We start from the raw sequence: 13,773 nt of genomic DNA, 5'->3' as shown, positions 1-13,773 counted from the left end.
GCCGGCGCGGCACCGACACAGAGGCGCGACGTGATGGCGGCGCATCCGGCCGGGGCATTGTGTGCGCTCCTGTCGGGCCCAGTCGGAGCGCAGGAGGTCGTCGGAGCCGCGGGAGGCGTCGTTCGGCCCGGCCCAGCTCAGGAAGAGCTGCGACACGGGCGCCCCGGTCACTCCCCATCTCATCGTCACGAGCGACGGGCTCCGGAGCGGGCTCAGGGGGCGTTCTATCCGGCGCCCGAGGCGCTGCCGCTCCACCACACGACCTTCAGTCGCTAGAGGCAACCGCAGGCGAGCGAGCCTTCGCGCACCGAAAAGCCGTCGGCGTCGGCGTCGTCGGTCCAGAAGAACGGCTTGACGCCGCCGCTGCACTCCGCGTCCGGCGCGAGCGCGATGCCTTCGTTGTTGGAGTCCGGCAGCCCGCTGGGGTGCGTGAAACGCCGCTCCAGAACGAAGCGTCCGAGCGCATCGTCGATACCGAACACGGCGGCTTGGTTGTCGCACGTGTCGTCGCAGTGAGCCCACAAGCTCCCTGTATCACGGTCGAGCTCGAGCCCCATCACGCCCGCGAGCGGCGTCGAGATGCTGGCCACCAGGGTGGCCGCGCCGCTCTCGTGATTCAGCGCGAAAGCATACACCTTGCCGGTCTCTTCCACGCCCACCAGAAACAGGCCGGCGCCGTGCTCGCCGTAGTCGCTCGGGGCGTAAGCTCGGGCCTTGTTCTCGTCGAAGAAGTGGTGCGCCGTGAGCAAGCTGTCGGCCGCCCAGGTGACAGCTTCCAGACCCGCGTTCGCGCCGACCTCGGGCAAGAGCGCGGTGAGGTTCCACTCGTGAGTCGCGGTCAGAGTCGCTCCGGCGGCCGTCACGTCGTAGCGCAACACGGACAGCCGGCTCACGGACGGATTGTCCGTGTCGCGCTCGGCGCACACGTAGACGCCCGCGGCGCTCGTGGCGGCGAGCGTCACTCCCTCCGCGTCGGGCGTGCCCTGGCCGTTCGGGTAGCGCAGCCGTTTGCCGGAGGCCCAGCCATTGGACGTGTCGGGCGCGTAGCTCCCTCCGCTCTTCAGCAACCGAAACAGCTTGGAAGAGAGGTTGTTGGTCGCCCACAGCACTCCGGGCGCCTCGTAGGTCAGCCCGCTCAGATCGCTCTCGAACGCGTCCTCGCTGTCGAGCGTGCGAACCTCGGCCTTGCCGGGCCACGGCGACAGCTGCGTCGAGCCCGCCGGGCACGCGTCGGCGCCGCCCGCCCCCGCGCTCGCACCACCGGCTCCGGCGCCGTCGGCGGCTCCGCCGGCGCCGCCGGCGTTCGGGGAGCCGGCTACGCCGGTCGAACCCGCGACAGCCGCAGCGCCGCCGCTCGCCCCCGCACCGCCTGCTTGTGCTGCGCTCCCGCCCGAGCCTCCTGCCACGGACGAGGCGCCGGCCGCCGACGTACCGCCTGCTCCGCCCGACGGCGATGGTAGAGGCGGCTCGCTCGAGCCGCTGCCGCACGCGGCCAGCCATGCCATCGCGAAGACGGTCGCGTAAGACCGGAGGTTCATCGCGCTCGCGGCGCTTTCTTCCATCACCAGCGGCATGCGGTCACGAACCTCGGCGGCTTGGGCGTTCGGCGCGGCCGTCACGATCGCGCATGAGTCGACGACTTCACCGTCCGGCGACCTCCAGCGCGACCACAGGCCGGCAAACGCGAACAACTGCCGTGACAGCCGAAATTGATACGGCTGCTTCTTCTTACCCTCGGCCTTGAACTGTCGCCAACCGGTCGCCGGCACAAACCAACGATAGCGCTCGAGCGCGCCGCGCCACAACGACTTGTGATCGAGATCCTCCGCGCGAGCGTCAGGGTGGCGTAGACGAGGGATGTGCCTGCGGCGCGTCACGTTGTGACGGTGCGTTCACTGCTGGCTGCGGCCGGCGGCATTTCCGCGGCTGCGTAGGACGAGCACGCCCTTCCGTCGTCGAGGTGACCGGTGATCACGCTCGAGCCGGCGACACGCTCTACCTGCACGTCGGCTGGAGCGTCCTCATCGCCAAGCTCGCCCAGCAGGGCGCCACCGAAGCCCTCGTCACCGGCGCCTACCTCAGCGGCGACGGCGAGCTCTACTGCTTCGGCTCCGCGAGCGGCGACGCCCGCGACATCGCCACCGCCGACATCACCTTCACCGGCTTCCGCCGCGCCGACCCCTGCCGCGCCGACGACCCCGACACCTTCGCCCGCGCCTGCGTCCCGCAATTCGAGGCCAGAAACGACTGGTAGTGCTTGGAAGCCCGCCGCCTTTGAGCGCGACGTGGAGCAGAAGAAGACGGCGGACGCGCCGCGGAGGGCTCGTGGAGGGCGCGGCGCCATAAAAGGCAGGGGTCTTGCGCGCTCAGCGAGGGCGGCGCTTCGGGCGACCGAGCAGCAATCCCAGGGCCGCGAGGAGGAACCCCGCCTGGGCGCCGGAGTCGCTCGCGTCGTTGCCCAGGGCGCAGCTGCAACCGGAGCTCGAGCTGTCTCCTCCCGTCGAGTCGCCAGCTCCCGAGCTGGCGTCCTGTCCATTCGCCCCTCCGGCTCCCGCGTCAATCGCGCCGCCGCTGCCTACGCTGCCGCCTGAGCCAGTTTCCATGGCCCCGCCCTCGCCACCGGTTCCTGCCGCGCCAGCAGCACCGCCGGTTCCTGCTGCGTTATCCGCACCACCGGTTCCTGCCGCGTTACCCGCACCACCGGTTCCCGCCGCGCCACCCGCGCCACCCGCGCCAACGGTGCCGTCGCCACCGGGAACAGCGCCGGGACACGCTGCCGTCTCTGGATCCTGACCGCCGGCCTTGTCGAGGCCGAAATAGGCGGCGACGGCGGGGCCGTCGAACGGCACGGCGTGCCCGACGCCGTCCATCGCAAAGGTCTCGTAGACCGTGTAGCCGCAAGAGCTCTTCCAGAACTGGCGCGTGGTTCCACGCTTTGGCGTGTCGGTCCCATCCGCGGTCTCGCTCAGACCCAGAAGGTTCGTCCACTCTTTGACGTCCTCAGCCATGTTCTTGTAGTTGAGGACCGTGTCGGCGGTGCCATGCCAATGCTGCAGGCGCGGGCGATGGCCGCTGTAACCGGGATAGTAGGAACGAACGAGATCTCCCCACTGCTGCCCGGTCTTCGTGACGTTGCCGCCCCCGCAGGGGCCGCTCCACTGGGCCGAGCTCCCCGTCCCCGTGACGTCGTTGTATCCCTCGGCCCAGCAGCCACACGGAACGCCCATGAGCGACACGCCGGCCATGAACACGTCGGGGTACACACCGAGCAGCGCCTCGGTCATGATGCCGCCCGATGACCCGCCGACCGAGTACACGCGGCCCCCGTCGCCGTTGTACTTCGCGAGCGCGTATTTCACCATCTGGACGATGGCCCCCGTATCGCCACCACCGCCGTGGCGGAGCGATCTCGTCGACCCCGCGTCCCAGCAGTTCTGCCCGGTGGCCTCCGGGAAGATCATGATGAAGCCGCTGGTGTTCGCGATGGAAACCAGGCTCGACATCTCGCTGAACGTCCCCTGGCCATTGCCCTGGCAATGATGGGGAGCGACGACGATGGGAGGCTTGCTCGCCAGCTTGTCAGGCACGTAAATGTACATGTTGACGTAGCTGGGCAGGCCGTCCGCCCCCCATTCGCTCTGGTTGACTTTTTGTAGCGACGCCCCGCGCGCAGGCAGCGCGACGAGCAGCGCCAACGAGAGCGATGCGAATCCGAGAACGTGATTTTGAAGTTGATTCATTGGGCGGAGACTCTATATCAACGCCAATCTGGTACGCAAGCCAGCAACGCTTTGCTTCGCGCGCTATGAATCGAGGATCGACTCAAGAGGGCCCAGACTTCCCGGGGCATCGTCTTCCGGAGTGCGCCCTGATGTCATTCCAGCCGGGCCCACCTGCAACGCCTTCCTTTCCGCTGCGTGCGCCTCGTCTGGAGCCATGGCGCGACCGTCGACGTGAACGCGCAGGAGGACGCAAAGCCCGGTGCGCATGACGGCCTATCCAGGGCAAGGTAGAAGAAGCTCCGGAGCACCGAATGTGAACGCTCACATTGGCGGCGTCAACCACAAACTGGCGCGCGGTGATCCGTCGCATCGTCGCCTCCGTCCTCCGTTCTTACCGGTCGATGCCCTGGCGCAAGAACGCGCCCGCGAGGTCGAGCGCGTCGCGCGCGGCCTCGAACATCGCGACGCTCCTCGGGAAGACGTGGGGCATGCCCTCCCAGACGTGGACGTCAGCGCCGGCGAGCGCATCGAGGCGAACGGAGTCGTCGAGCAGGATCTCGGCCGTGCCCACGTGAACCTGCACAGGCGGGAGGTGGTCCATCGCGCCGTACAGCGCGGAGGCGCGCGGATCGCGAGGGTCGTGGCCGCACAGGTAGTGACGCGCGCCGGCCTCGAGCACCCCACGGGAGAGCACTGGATCTTCAAGGGCCTTGGCTTCGATGCTCGCGCCAGTCATGGACAGATCGGTCCACGGCGAGAGGAGCACGCCGCACGGCGCCTTGCGCTGAGCGATCAGCAGGGCGAGCGCGAGCCCGCCGCCCGCCGAGTCTCCGGCGATGGCGACCCGCTCCACACCGAGCTCGCTGGCGAGGCCGAGGTGAGCGTCCCTTGCATCCTCCCACGCGGCGGGGAAAGGGTGCTCCGGCGCCAAGCGGTAGTCGGCGACGAACACGGAGATGCCTGCGCGGACCGCGAGCTGGCCGGCGAAGTGGCGGAACGCGCGAGCGCTGCCGAGGATGAACGCGCCGCCGTGCAAGTAGAGGATCGCTCGACCGGGCCGCGGCGAGGGCGGGATGCACCATGTGCCCGGCACCCCGCCGACGCGAGCCTCGCGGTGCGAGGCGCCCGCGCCGGGCGGCGTGAGCTCGATGAGCTGGTCGAACGACGCTCGCGTCGGAGCGCCGCGGCTCTTCGCGAGCTGGGAGCGCAGCGCGGTCATCGCGTCGCGGTCGGCGGAAGAGAGCGGGTGATGGGTTTGCGGCATAGGCGACCTCGGCAAAGGGGTGACGTCGTGAACGAATACGACCTTCCACGTGGCTTGAGAACGGCGTCGCGGAGGGTAAGATCCATTCCTCATCGGAATAACCGGAGCGGCGCATGGACAGACTGGAAGCGTTCAAGATCCTCCTTCGAGTCGTCGAGACGAGGAGCTTCTCGGTGCCGGCGCGCGAGCTCGGCGTGGGTCAGCCCGCTGTGAGCAAGACGATCGCGCGTCTGGAGGAAGAGCTCGGGCTCCGGTTGGTCGGGCGCACGACGCGGCACGTGAGCGCGACCCCGGCCGGGCAGCGCCTCGTCGACGAGATCGGGCCGCTCGTCCGAGCCCTCGACGAGCGCGTCGCGCGGCTCGCGCGCGGCGATCGCGCGCCGAGCGGCACCGTGCGTATCGCGGTCGCCCCAGGCTTCGGCCGCGCCTGCGTCGTGCCGCTCCTGCGGGCGCTCCGCGCCGAACACCCGGGCATCTCCGTGGAGCTCGCCGTCTCTGATCGGCTCGCGGACCTCTTGGCCGACAACATCGACCTCGCCGTTCGAGCTGGGGCGCTCGGTGACTCGGGCCACGTCGCGAGGCGTGTGGGGGAGACGCCGCTGCTCACCGTGGGCTCGGCGGCGTACCTGGCGCGCCACGGCGAGCCGCGTGAGCTGCCCGATCTCCAGGAGCACGAGTGCGTCGTGTTCTTCACTCGAGGCGTGCGGCGCGCGTGGCGATTCGGGCGGCCGGCGGCGACGAGCCATCACCCTTCACGTGTGACCTTCCTCTCGAGCAACGCGGACGACATCCGCGCGGCGGTGCTCGCCGACGTCGGCCTCGCCCAGGTGCCGGGGTGGCTCGTCGCGCAGGATCTCTCGGCCGGCGCCGTGAGGGCCGTCTTGCGGCGACACGAGCCCGAGCCCATTCCTCTCTTCTTCGTGCGGCCGGCTCAGAAGCGACCGCCGGACCGCGTGCGCGTGGTGGAGCAGTTCCTGCTTCGTGAGCTCGCGCGCGAGCCGCTGCTGAACGTGGGGCCCTGAGCCGGCCGCCGTGGCGTGACGCTCTTCTCCTCGAGAACCGTGACGAGCGCTCCTCGAGAGCGCTCATCTCTTATTTGAGACCGGCGACGCGTCGAACCTGCTGCGGAATCCCGTGATGCAAAGCTCGCACGCTGGTACCCCGCCACGCCTGCATCGGCCTACTCTTATTCTGTCACCGATTCATGCGGCACTCGCCGAAGGACGGGATCGACACGATCGGGTCCGTCGTCAAAATCCGCCCGATCCTTGGATCGTAGATGCTGCCCTTCATGTTCACGAGCCCGAGCTCGTCGTCGCTCTCGTGCCCGGTGAACCCCTGCGTCGTCTCGCTGGCGAACGACGCCGGTGCGCGTTCCCCCCACACGGGGTTCCGCTGCGCGCGAGGGTTTGGCCTTTTCGCGCGAGCGTCCGAAAAGGAGCAGTGCGTGAAGCACCTGTCCGTTCTCGGCTTGGCCTTGTTGGTGGGGGCATTCGTTGCGTGCAACGACGGCGAGGAGCCGACACCCCCGGCCGGAGGGGGGAGGTGGCGGAACGAGGAGGCGGGCGCGTGCACGAGCGATGGCACCGGCATGCTGACCATCGAGGTGACCGGTCTACCGTCGGGGGTGGACGGCAGCGTCGAGGTCGCGCGCGGCAGCTCGCAGCAGGCTGTATCAAGAGCCCCGGCTTGTTCACCAGCGTGCCATCGTCGCGCCGGTGAGCTGGTCCTGGGACGAGCGCGGCGCGGTCCGAAAGTCGCCGCGAAAAGTGTCCACAAAGTGACTCCGGTTCCAGAAGGCCGGAGGCGCTCCGCCTAGGTTTCGAGCACGCGACGACGCGTCGGCCCGTTCGCGCCGCCCGCGCGGCGGCCACGTAGGAGCTCGCGAACTCGAGGAGTGCACGAATGAACACGATCTTCTGGCTATTTGCGCCCGTGGCGCTCACAGCGTGTCTGTGGGTGCCGTATGTCCTGGACCGCATGGTGCGCCTGGGACTTGCGCGCACGTTCGCCACTCCGGCGCCCGGCAACGACGCCGAGCAATCCGCGTGGGCGCTCCGGGCCAAAGCCGCGCACGCCAACGCGGTCGAGAGCTTGGTGCTGTTCGCGCCGCTCGCGCTGCTGGTCGCAGAGCTCGGCGCAGCGAGCACGCCGCTCGCTTCGACGGCGGCTGCGACCTACTTTTTTCGCGCGTCGCGCACTTCCGGGTCTACACGGCGGGGATCCCGGTCCTGCGCACACTGGCGTTCATCACGGGCTTCGGGGCGCAGGTGGCGCTGCTGCTCGCGGCCGTGAACGCGGGAGCGCTCACGTGACGCGCGCACGGGCACTCATCGCGGGCGGCGGGGGCGCCGTGGGCGTCGCGCTCGGCCGCGAGCTACGCGCGCGCGGCTACCAGGTCGTGAGCGCGGCGCGCAATCGGGCAGGGCTCGAAGCCGAGCTCGGAGCCACGGAATGCGAGCTGCTCGAGGTCGAGCTCACGTCAGAAGAGTCCGTTCGCGAGCGCTTCGGTCCGCTCGAAGACGTGGAGGTGTTCGTCTACAACGCCGGTCGCATCGATCTCGCGCCGCTCGCGGAGACGACCGCCGCGATGTTCCTCGCGAGCCTCCAGGTCAACGCGCTGGGGGCGTTTCATTGCGCGCGGGTCGTCGCTTCCTCCATGCTGGCGCGGGGCCGCGGCACCATGATCTTCATGGGCGCGACGGCCTCGGTGCGCGGTGGCGCACGCACCTCTGCGTTCGCAGCGGGAAAACACGCACTGCGCGGCCTCGCGGCGTCGCTCGCCAAGGAGCTCGGCCCGCAGGGAGTCCACGTGGCTCACCTCGTCCTCGACGGCAAGGTCTGGGGCGAGCGCACACGCCAGCGCTTTCCGGACGCACGACGCGAGGCGTGCCTGGAAGCGGACGCCGTGGCAAGAACGGTCACTGCGCTGATCGAGCAGCCGCGCTCGGCTTGGACGTTCGAGCTGGATCTGCGGCCGTTCGTGGAGCGGTGGAGTTGAGCATGAAGGTCCGCGCTGATCTGAACGAACGCGCGCTCGTCGATACCACCACGGCTCCGCGGGTGGCGAGCCCCGAGCCAGGCGTGGAGCGTATCCTCCTGGACCGCGAGGGCGGTGAGGTCGCGCGCGCGACCTCCGTGGTGCGCTACGCCGCAGGATCGCGCTTCGGCCTGCACGTCCACGAGCGCGGCGAGGAGTTCTTGGTGCTCGAGGGCGATCTCCGCGACGAACACGGCGTGTATCCGGCGGGGACGTGGCTACGCCAACCGCCCGGGAGCCAGCACCGGCCGCGATCCACGCTGGGCTGCCTGTTCTACGTTAAGTGCGGGCTGCTCTGAACGGACGCAGGGACAGCCCTCACGCGGGCGCGACGTCCGCGAGCGCGCGCGCGTCGACGATGCGCACGCGCCCGCGCGCGGTCGTGATCAGGCCGCGCGCCGCGAGCGTCCGCAGGGCGCGGAAAATCACCTCGCGCGCAGTGCCGAGCTCCGAGGCGATCCCGATCTGCGTGGCAGCGACCTCGCCGGCCGCGTCGGCGTGGCGAACGAGGTACGCGGCCACGCGCTGCATCATCGTCGAGGTCGCGAGCCGCTCGAGCGTGGCCATGAGCTCGAAGATGCGCTCCGTCATGGAGCTCAACACGAAGTTGCGAAACGCCGGCTCCGCGTCCATCAGGCGCTGGAAGGCCGGGTTCGGGACGCGCGTGAACGCGCTGCCGACCCCGGCCGCCTGCACCCACGCCGGGTACGGGTGGGCGCGCAGCGCCGAGCTCAGGGCCAGCACGCAGGTCTCGCCAGCCTCCACGCGATAGAGCGTTGCCTCGCGTCCGTCGTCCGTGACGTAATAGACGCGCAGCGCGCCCTGCAGGATGAGATACGCCCCGGCGGCCGTATCGCCGCGACGCAGCAGCTGCTCGTGCGCCGCGACGTGCGTGGCCGGGAGCGCGCCGAGCTCCGCGCGGCCGCGTTCCGAGAGAGCGGCGATGAACGGAAAGAGCTTGGCGGGGTTCATGGCCGAAGCATAGTTGCGGCGCTTCGGCGGAGCACAAAAAGCCGAACGCCCCAGCGGAGGATCCGCCGGGGCGTCGGGGTTCAGGACCTCAGCGGTCCTTCTCGGCGACTCGGTTCAGTTGTGGCAGTGCTGCTCGGTCGTGGCGCTGCCGAAGCAGAGGTTGACGCCTTGCGGCCGCCCTGCGCAGGTACACCCAGGCCGAGCGCTCCGGAGCAGGCGAGGCTACTGGCCCCGTCAGCGAAGGCATCGAAAGGTTATAGGCCGCGGGCGACTTCAGACGGACGGTCGTTCGCCCGTCCCATCCTCGCGACGCAACCCGCCCGGGGACGGCATTTTCTTCTCGTTCCAGGTCAGGCGCCGGGATGGCACGGCGAAGGAACAGGCAGGTGGACGGCTCGGGACGAACCCCCTGAGCGCCGCCTTCTTCCACGGCGCTAGCGCCGCCGGCGCGCTGCGCGCTCGTACGGGCGCGCCAGGCATTCATTCCCATGTGGACTCCCATGCACACGTGATATCGATTGATAGATCCAACGAGTTCACTCGGCTGTGTAACATCGTTTACACCACGCTGGCGGGACCCGACGCGCGCCGAGACACCCCGAGGATGAAGATCGGCCGCCGGCTCGCGCGGCGAGAGGAGCGGCCGAGGCGAGCTGCTCGCGGCCCTGGACCGGGGCCCGGCGAGCGCGAGCTGCCCATCTGGAAAATCGTCCTACGCGCTCCGCCTCGCATGGCGCTCCGGGCATAGCCAGGTTTCATGTCATAATCGATCGAAGCGGGGACGCTCAGGGCATGATTTCGATGCCCCTCGTCGCCCGCGATCGCCTGCTCGGCGTCATCTCGTGGTCTCTGCCCAATCCTCTCCAGCCGGCCGGCAGCGAGCTCGCTTCGCTCGCCGCGCTCTTCGCGGTCGGCCTGGACAGCGCCCTCGTGCGTCAGAAGAGCGCGCGTGCCGAAGCCCAGGTCGACGCGGTCCGGCGGTCGATCTCCGACATCGGTGAGGATCTCGACGGGCACGTGGTGCTGGCGCGGATAGCGGACCGGACACGCGCCATCGCCGCAGCGGAGTATGCGGCCCTCGGCGTCTATGCCGGCGACGACGCGCCCTTCGATCCCTGGATCGGCAGCAGCGCCACGACCGGATGGGCAAGATCTACGGCTGTAAGGCGGGCGCACGGACATGGATTTCTCGACGATTTTGATGCTTACAGCCGCACCTGGGACCAAGTACGGCTGTAGTACTAGCGCAGCGGGTCCATGTCGCGCTGCACCGCTGCGGACAGGCATGCTCGACCCCGCCCGCCCGCTACCAGCGCAGGGGTCAGACCCATCGCAGCCAGGCGCGCAGCACGGACTCCAGCGCCGCCCGCTTCGCCTGGACGTCCTCTCCGTCGCTGAACGTCACGAGGCAGCGATCCTTGGCAAGCCACTCGAGCAAGCCAGCCGGGTCCGCGATCTCGAGCCCCTTCGCCGCTGTGTCCTTCACCTTGGCTCCGAGGTGAAGGATGAGCCGGACGCGGTCCTTTGCGCGCAGGTTGAACGTGGCAAAATGCTCGGTTGTCCGGAAGCTCGGCGCGTTCCACTTGATCTCCTCGCGGATCGCCGGGCTGACGCCGAGGATGATCTGCCGGAGGGCCACGACCGCCTCCTTCTGCGGATGATCCAGCTCGCGCAGGAACGCGACGACGGCCGGGCTCTCCTGCGCGTCGGCGGGCGCGGCGGGCGCTCCGGGGGCCTCCCGAGGCTCGCGCCTTTCGGGCGACGCCTTCTGCGCCTTCGCGCGCGGCTTGCTCGGCTTCTCGGTTGTGCGCTTCATGATGTGTTGTACGCCTGACTCGATGGCCCGAGCTCCAGCTCCCTTTCACGGGATCTCGCGTGACCCGACAGCCATGATCGGACGCGCTCAGCGTTAGAAAAGACGAACCGACCCGAGGATGTCAAGGCGAAACCGCCGCACCCGCTCAGCAGCCGATGACGGCACGGCCTACATGATCTCGGCCGCGCGCGAGAACGCCGATCTGCACATCTACTGCCTGACGTCCGATTACCTGAACGTGAGCAGCCTGGTCCAGATCCTCTGGGCCGGCTCGTGGCGCGAGGCGCCGGCCATGCTCAAGCGCAACGGCGTGTACTAACGTCTGCTTCGCACGATCCTGCGGTCTGGCACCATGATCACGGTGTTGTGGTCCTCGCCCCCCGGCATCGAGCGCCACCCTCAAAGGTCGAACAGCGTCCCCTGTCGGCTCGGCCGCCGGAAAGTCGAGCGCTCTTCCGCCTCGTCGGTCGCGTCGCCCACGCGCGCCCGGTTCAGCCCGAGCCGCTGGCAGTGGACCTCGAAGAGCCGCTGGATCGCCGCCCAGCGCGGGCCCGCGCCCTGGAAGCGCGCACCGAAGGCGGCCTCGTTCCCTCGTTCATCTTGCCGCCGGTCGGCCCGGCCCTCGTTTGCGACGACCACGGTCACCGAGCCGTAGACCTCGCCGAGGGGCCCGTGGGCATCGACAGGCTGCCGATGCTGCCGAGCCCCGCCGAACCACTCGATCACGGCCTGCGCGCCCTTCTCTTTCGCGGGACTGGCGCGTCACCGCCGCGACGGCGCGGCGCGACGTCGCCGACCACGATCAGATCGTCCGCCCCGTCTGCGGGCCAAACGACGCGGATCTCGCTCACGCCGCGCGACGCGGACGACAGCCGCAACGCACAAAATGGAGGATCGCCCCAGGCGAAGCTTCCACGAGCCACGATCGGCTGTATGCTCTCGGGCATGAAGGACCCGAAGCACCTGCCCCGACCCGAGGGCCAGGCTCATGGCTGGTGAATCCTGCGGCATCTGTGGCGGCGACGGCCGCATCGCCAACTCGTTCTCCGGCACCACCGCCACCTGCCCGGGCTGCCACGGCACCGGCCGGCGCTCGGACGACACCGGCTTCCGCGACGTCACCAAGACAAAGCCTTCCCACTTCCGGCAGCCGAACAAGCAGGCGGCCGTCGAGAAGCCGCAGGGACCTGCGTCGCTGGAAGGCATCCAGCTCGCCAGGGAGGTGAACGCGGTTGCACATCTCTCCAGCGCGACGAAGTCCAAGCTCACGCTCGAGATCATGGAGCATGAGGCCACCCACGGAAAGTGCACCCAGACCTTCATCAAGAAGGTCCGCAAGCAGCTCCGTCCGCCCGGATCGTGATCGGCGAAGGGCAGCGGTGAGCACCCCTTCTCGGGTGGTGGCGACGTTACGAAAACTCAAGGCGCCGGCGGCAGAGAGGATTCCAGCCCTGCCGCCTTGAGATACCCTCAGAAAGTGCACGTTTCCAGCTGGCCAATTTGGATCGCGCTCCTTGGCGTCTCATTCGCTTTGCCCACGGCGTGTGGCAGGGCCGATGACGTCGACGGTTCGGTTGCGAGCGGCGGGACATCGGCCGGCGGGACATCGGGCGGCGGGACGTCGAACGGTGGGGTATCGGGCGGCGGGACAAACGGCGTCATGATCGCCGCCTCGGTCGACGCGCTGCACGATCCGGCGCAGAACCTGATCGACAAGACCCATGGTCTCGACGAAAACGGCGCTCAGGTCCCCGGCCGCGGCGACATGCCGAACCAGCACGACATCCTCACCGGCTCCGACGTCAACGGCATGTCGATGGGGGTGCACTGCGACAACTGGACAAGCTCCGCCGAGACCGGCGTGACCGCTCGGGTCGGCCACCACGACCGCATGGGCGGCGGCGAGATGCCGACCTCGTGGGTCTCGGCCCACACCACCAGCGGTTGCTCGGCCGAACGCTTCGTCGAGACCGGCGGCGCCGGCCGGATCTACTGCTTCGTGGCGCGCTGAGCGTCAGCAGCGAATCCGTCGGCAAGCACCGCGCTGCTCGTGGTGCACGATCACGACGAGCCCGCAGGCTACGCTCGGAGGTCGAACAGCGTCCCCTGCCGGCTCGGACGCCTGAAGGTCGACTGCCTTCGGCACGGTCATCTTGAGGTGAGTCTCCCCAGCTAGCCGAGGCGATAGCCGCCGTCGACGTCCCAGGTCGCTCCCGTGACGAAACCGCTCCGGCGTTCGTCGAGCAACGTCAGCGCGATCTCGGCGATCTCCGCGGAGGGCGCCATTCGCTTGATCAGGTTGGTCGCGATGTTGGCCTCGATGAGCCCCGGTATCGCTCGTTCAGCGGTGTGCATCGCGGGCGTATCGGTGGCGCCGGGACAGAGCGCGTTGACGCGGATCCCCGCGGGAGCAAGCTCGATGGCCCAGGCCTTGGCGAGGTAGACCTGCGCTGCCTTGGTCGCGCCGTAGGTGGTCGTGCCCGGCGTGGGCATTCGGGCGGCACACGAAGAGATCAAGAGAACCGCCGCGCCCGGGCGGCCGGTCATGGGCGCGACCGCCGCCCGGGTGAACAGGATGGTCGCCCGCAGGTTCACCGCGAGCATCCGATCCACGTCCTCGAGCGATTGCTCCCCGACCGTGCCAGGGAGCAGGACGCCGGCGTTGTTCACCAAGAGGTCGAGCCCTCCATGGCGAGCCACTGTTTCGACCACAGCCCGCTCGGCGCAGGAAGCGTCCGCGACATCGCCGACCACGAAAGAGGACGCGGGGCCGAGCTGCTGGACCGCTCGGGCGAGCTTGTCTTCCCCCCGCGCGACGAGCACGACGCGGGCGCCCTCCTTCACCAGCCCTGCTGCGATCGCGAGCCCAATCCCCTCGCTCGCGCCGGTCACCAGCGCAGATTTACCTTCGAACCTCATCGTGCCTGCATTTTCGGGTGTCGTCATCTCCACCCATCGT

The 13,773-nt window shown here is 69.2% G+C and carries 15 protein-coding genes and 2 pseudogenes; 9 read left to right on the top strand and 8 right to left on the bottom strand.

Going from position 1 to position 13,773, the window contains the following annotated elements:
- Positions 1-272 precede the first annotated feature (272 nt).
- Entirely contained in the window at positions 273-1,877 is a 1,605-nt protein-coding gene (locus tag WMF19_RS29925; protein ID WP_437893487.1) for an SOS response-associated peptidase, read from the bottom strand.
- An 83-nt stretch (positions 1,878-1,960) separates the two neighbouring features.
- On the opposite strand from WMF19_RS29925, the gene WMF19_RS29920 reads away from it, so the two are divergent.
- Positions 1,961-2,254, top strand: a complete 294-nt coding sequence (locus WMF19_RS29920; protein ID WP_437893485.1) for a hypothetical protein — start codon at positions 1,961-1,963, stop codon at positions 2,252-2,254.
- A gap of 112 nt (positions 2,255-2,366) precedes the next feature.
- Here WMF19_RS29920 and WMF19_RS29915 read toward each other — a convergent pair whose 3' ends face one another.
- Complete coding sequence (locus tag WMF19_RS29915) at positions 2,367-3,740, bottom strand: extracellular catalytic domain type 1 short-chain-length polyhydroxyalkanoate depolymerase (RefSeq protein ID WP_437893484.1); 1,374 nt, start codon at positions 3,738-3,740, stop codon at positions 2,367-2,369.
- Between the two features lie 373 nt (positions 3,741-4,113).
- Complete coding sequence (locus WMF19_RS29910; RefSeq protein ID WP_437893482.1) at positions 4,114-4,986, bottom strand: alpha/beta hydrolase fold domain-containing protein; 873 nt, start codon at positions 4,984-4,986, stop codon at positions 4,114-4,116.
- A gap of 113 nt (positions 4,987-5,099) precedes the next feature.
- Between WMF19_RS29910 and WMF19_RS29905 the strand changes: the two genes are divergently transcribed.
- The gene (locus WMF19_RS29905; RefSeq protein ID WP_437893480.1) at positions 5,100-6,008 is read left to right on the top strand and encodes a LysR substrate-binding domain-containing protein; all 909 of its coding nucleotides are present in this window, start codon (positions 5,100-5,102) and stop codon (positions 6,006-6,008) included.
- Positions 6,009-6,180: 172 nt separating this feature from the next.
- On the opposite strand, the gene WMF19_RS29900 is transcribed toward WMF19_RS29905, so the two are convergent.
- Positions 6,181-6,372, bottom strand: coding sequence for an RHS repeat domain-containing protein (locus tag WMF19_RS29900; protein WP_437893478.1), 192 nt, complete (start codon positions 6,370-6,372; stop codon positions 6,181-6,183).
- Positions 6,373-6,891: 519 nt separating this feature from the next.
- Here WMF19_RS29900 and WMF19_RS29895 point away from each other — a divergent pair.
- From WMF19_RS29895 to WMF19_RS29885, 3 genes and pseudogenes are all read left to right on the top strand, one after another.
- Positions 6,892-7,301 (top strand): annotated as a pseudogene (locus WMF19_RS29895) (MAPEG family protein).
- Positions 7,298-7,987 carry an SDR family NAD(P)-dependent oxidoreductase gene (locus tag WMF19_RS29890; RefSeq protein WP_437893476.1) on the top strand — a complete coding sequence of 230 codons (690 nt, stop codon included), beginning with the start codon at positions 7,298-7,300 and terminating at the stop codon, positions 7,985-7,987. Before WMF19_RS29895 ends, WMF19_RS29890 begins: the two are co-directional and overlap by 4 nt.
- A 2-nt stretch (positions 7,988-7,989) precedes the next feature.
- Positions 7,990-8,325, top strand: a complete 336-nt coding sequence (locus tag WMF19_RS29885) for a cupin domain-containing protein (RefSeq protein ID WP_437893475.1) — start codon at positions 7,990-7,992, stop codon at positions 8,323-8,325.
- A 19-nt stretch (positions 8,326-8,344) separates the two neighbouring features.
- On the opposite strand, the gene WMF19_RS29880 is transcribed toward WMF19_RS29885, so the two are convergent.
- On the bottom strand, positions 8,345-8,998 hold the full coding sequence (locus tag WMF19_RS29880; protein ID WP_437893474.1) for a Crp/Fnr family transcriptional regulator: 654 nt from the start codon (positions 8,996-8,998) through the stop codon (positions 8,345-8,347).
- A gap of 801 nt (positions 8,999-9,799) precedes the next feature.
- Here WMF19_RS29880 and WMF19_RS29875 point away from each other — a divergent pair.
- Positions 9,800-10,237 (top strand): hypothetical protein, encoded by a 438-nt coding sequence (locus WMF19_RS29875; RefSeq protein ID WP_437893472.1) that lies wholly within the window; start codon positions 9,800-9,802, stop codon positions 10,235-10,237.
- Between the two features lie 82 nt (positions 10,238-10,319).
- Here WMF19_RS29875 and WMF19_RS29870 read toward each other — a convergent pair whose 3' ends face one another.
- Positions 10,320-10,814, bottom strand: a complete 495-nt coding sequence (locus WMF19_RS29870; RefSeq protein ID WP_437893471.1) for a DUF1801 domain-containing protein — start codon at positions 10,812-10,814, stop codon at positions 10,320-10,322.
- A gap of 157 nt (positions 10,815-10,971) precedes the next feature.
- Here WMF19_RS29870 and WMF19_RS29865 point away from each other — a divergent pair.
- A pseudogene (locus tag WMF19_RS29865) lies at positions 10,972-11,130 on the top strand (beta-xylosidase); the annotation flags it as partial.
- An 83-nt stretch (positions 11,131-11,213) separates the two neighbouring features.
- Here WMF19_RS29865 and WMF19_RS29860 read toward each other — a convergent pair.
- On the bottom strand, positions 11,214-11,540 hold the full coding sequence (locus tag WMF19_RS29860; RefSeq protein ID WP_437893469.1) for a hypothetical protein: 327 nt from the start codon (positions 11,538-11,540) through the stop codon (positions 11,214-11,216).
- A gap of 262 nt (positions 11,541-11,802) precedes the next feature.
- Here WMF19_RS29860 and WMF19_RS29855 point away from each other — a divergent pair, with 262 nt between their 5' ends.
- The gene (locus WMF19_RS29855) at positions 11,803-12,177 is read left to right on the top strand and encodes a molecular chaperone DnaJ (protein WP_437791246.1); all 375 of its coding nucleotides are present in this window, start codon (positions 11,803-11,805) and stop codon (positions 12,175-12,177) included.
- A gap of 297 nt (positions 12,178-12,474) precedes the next feature.
- On the top strand, positions 12,475-12,825 hold the full coding sequence (locus tag WMF19_RS29850) for a hypothetical protein (RefSeq protein WP_437893468.1): 351 nt from the start codon (positions 12,475-12,477) through the stop codon (positions 12,823-12,825).
- A 161-nt stretch (positions 12,826-12,986) separates the two neighbouring features.
- Here the strand turns inward: WMF19_RS29850 and WMF19_RS29845 are convergent, their stop codons facing one another.
- Positions 12,987-13,760, bottom strand: a complete 774-nt coding sequence (locus WMF19_RS29845) for an SDR family NAD(P)-dependent oxidoreductase (protein WP_437893467.1) — start codon at positions 13,758-13,760, stop codon at positions 12,987-12,989.
- Positions 13,761-13,773 lie beyond the last annotated feature (13 nt).

This window comes from Sorangium sp. So ce124 (assembly GCF_051525235.1).
In the GTDB taxonomy this organism is placed as follows: domain Bacteria; phylum Myxococcota_A; class Polyangia; order Polyangiales; family Polyangiaceae; genus Sorangium; species Sorangium atrum.
The sequence above is the reverse complement of the archived record's forward strand: the minus strand, read 5'-3'. Positions and strand labels throughout refer to the sequence as shown.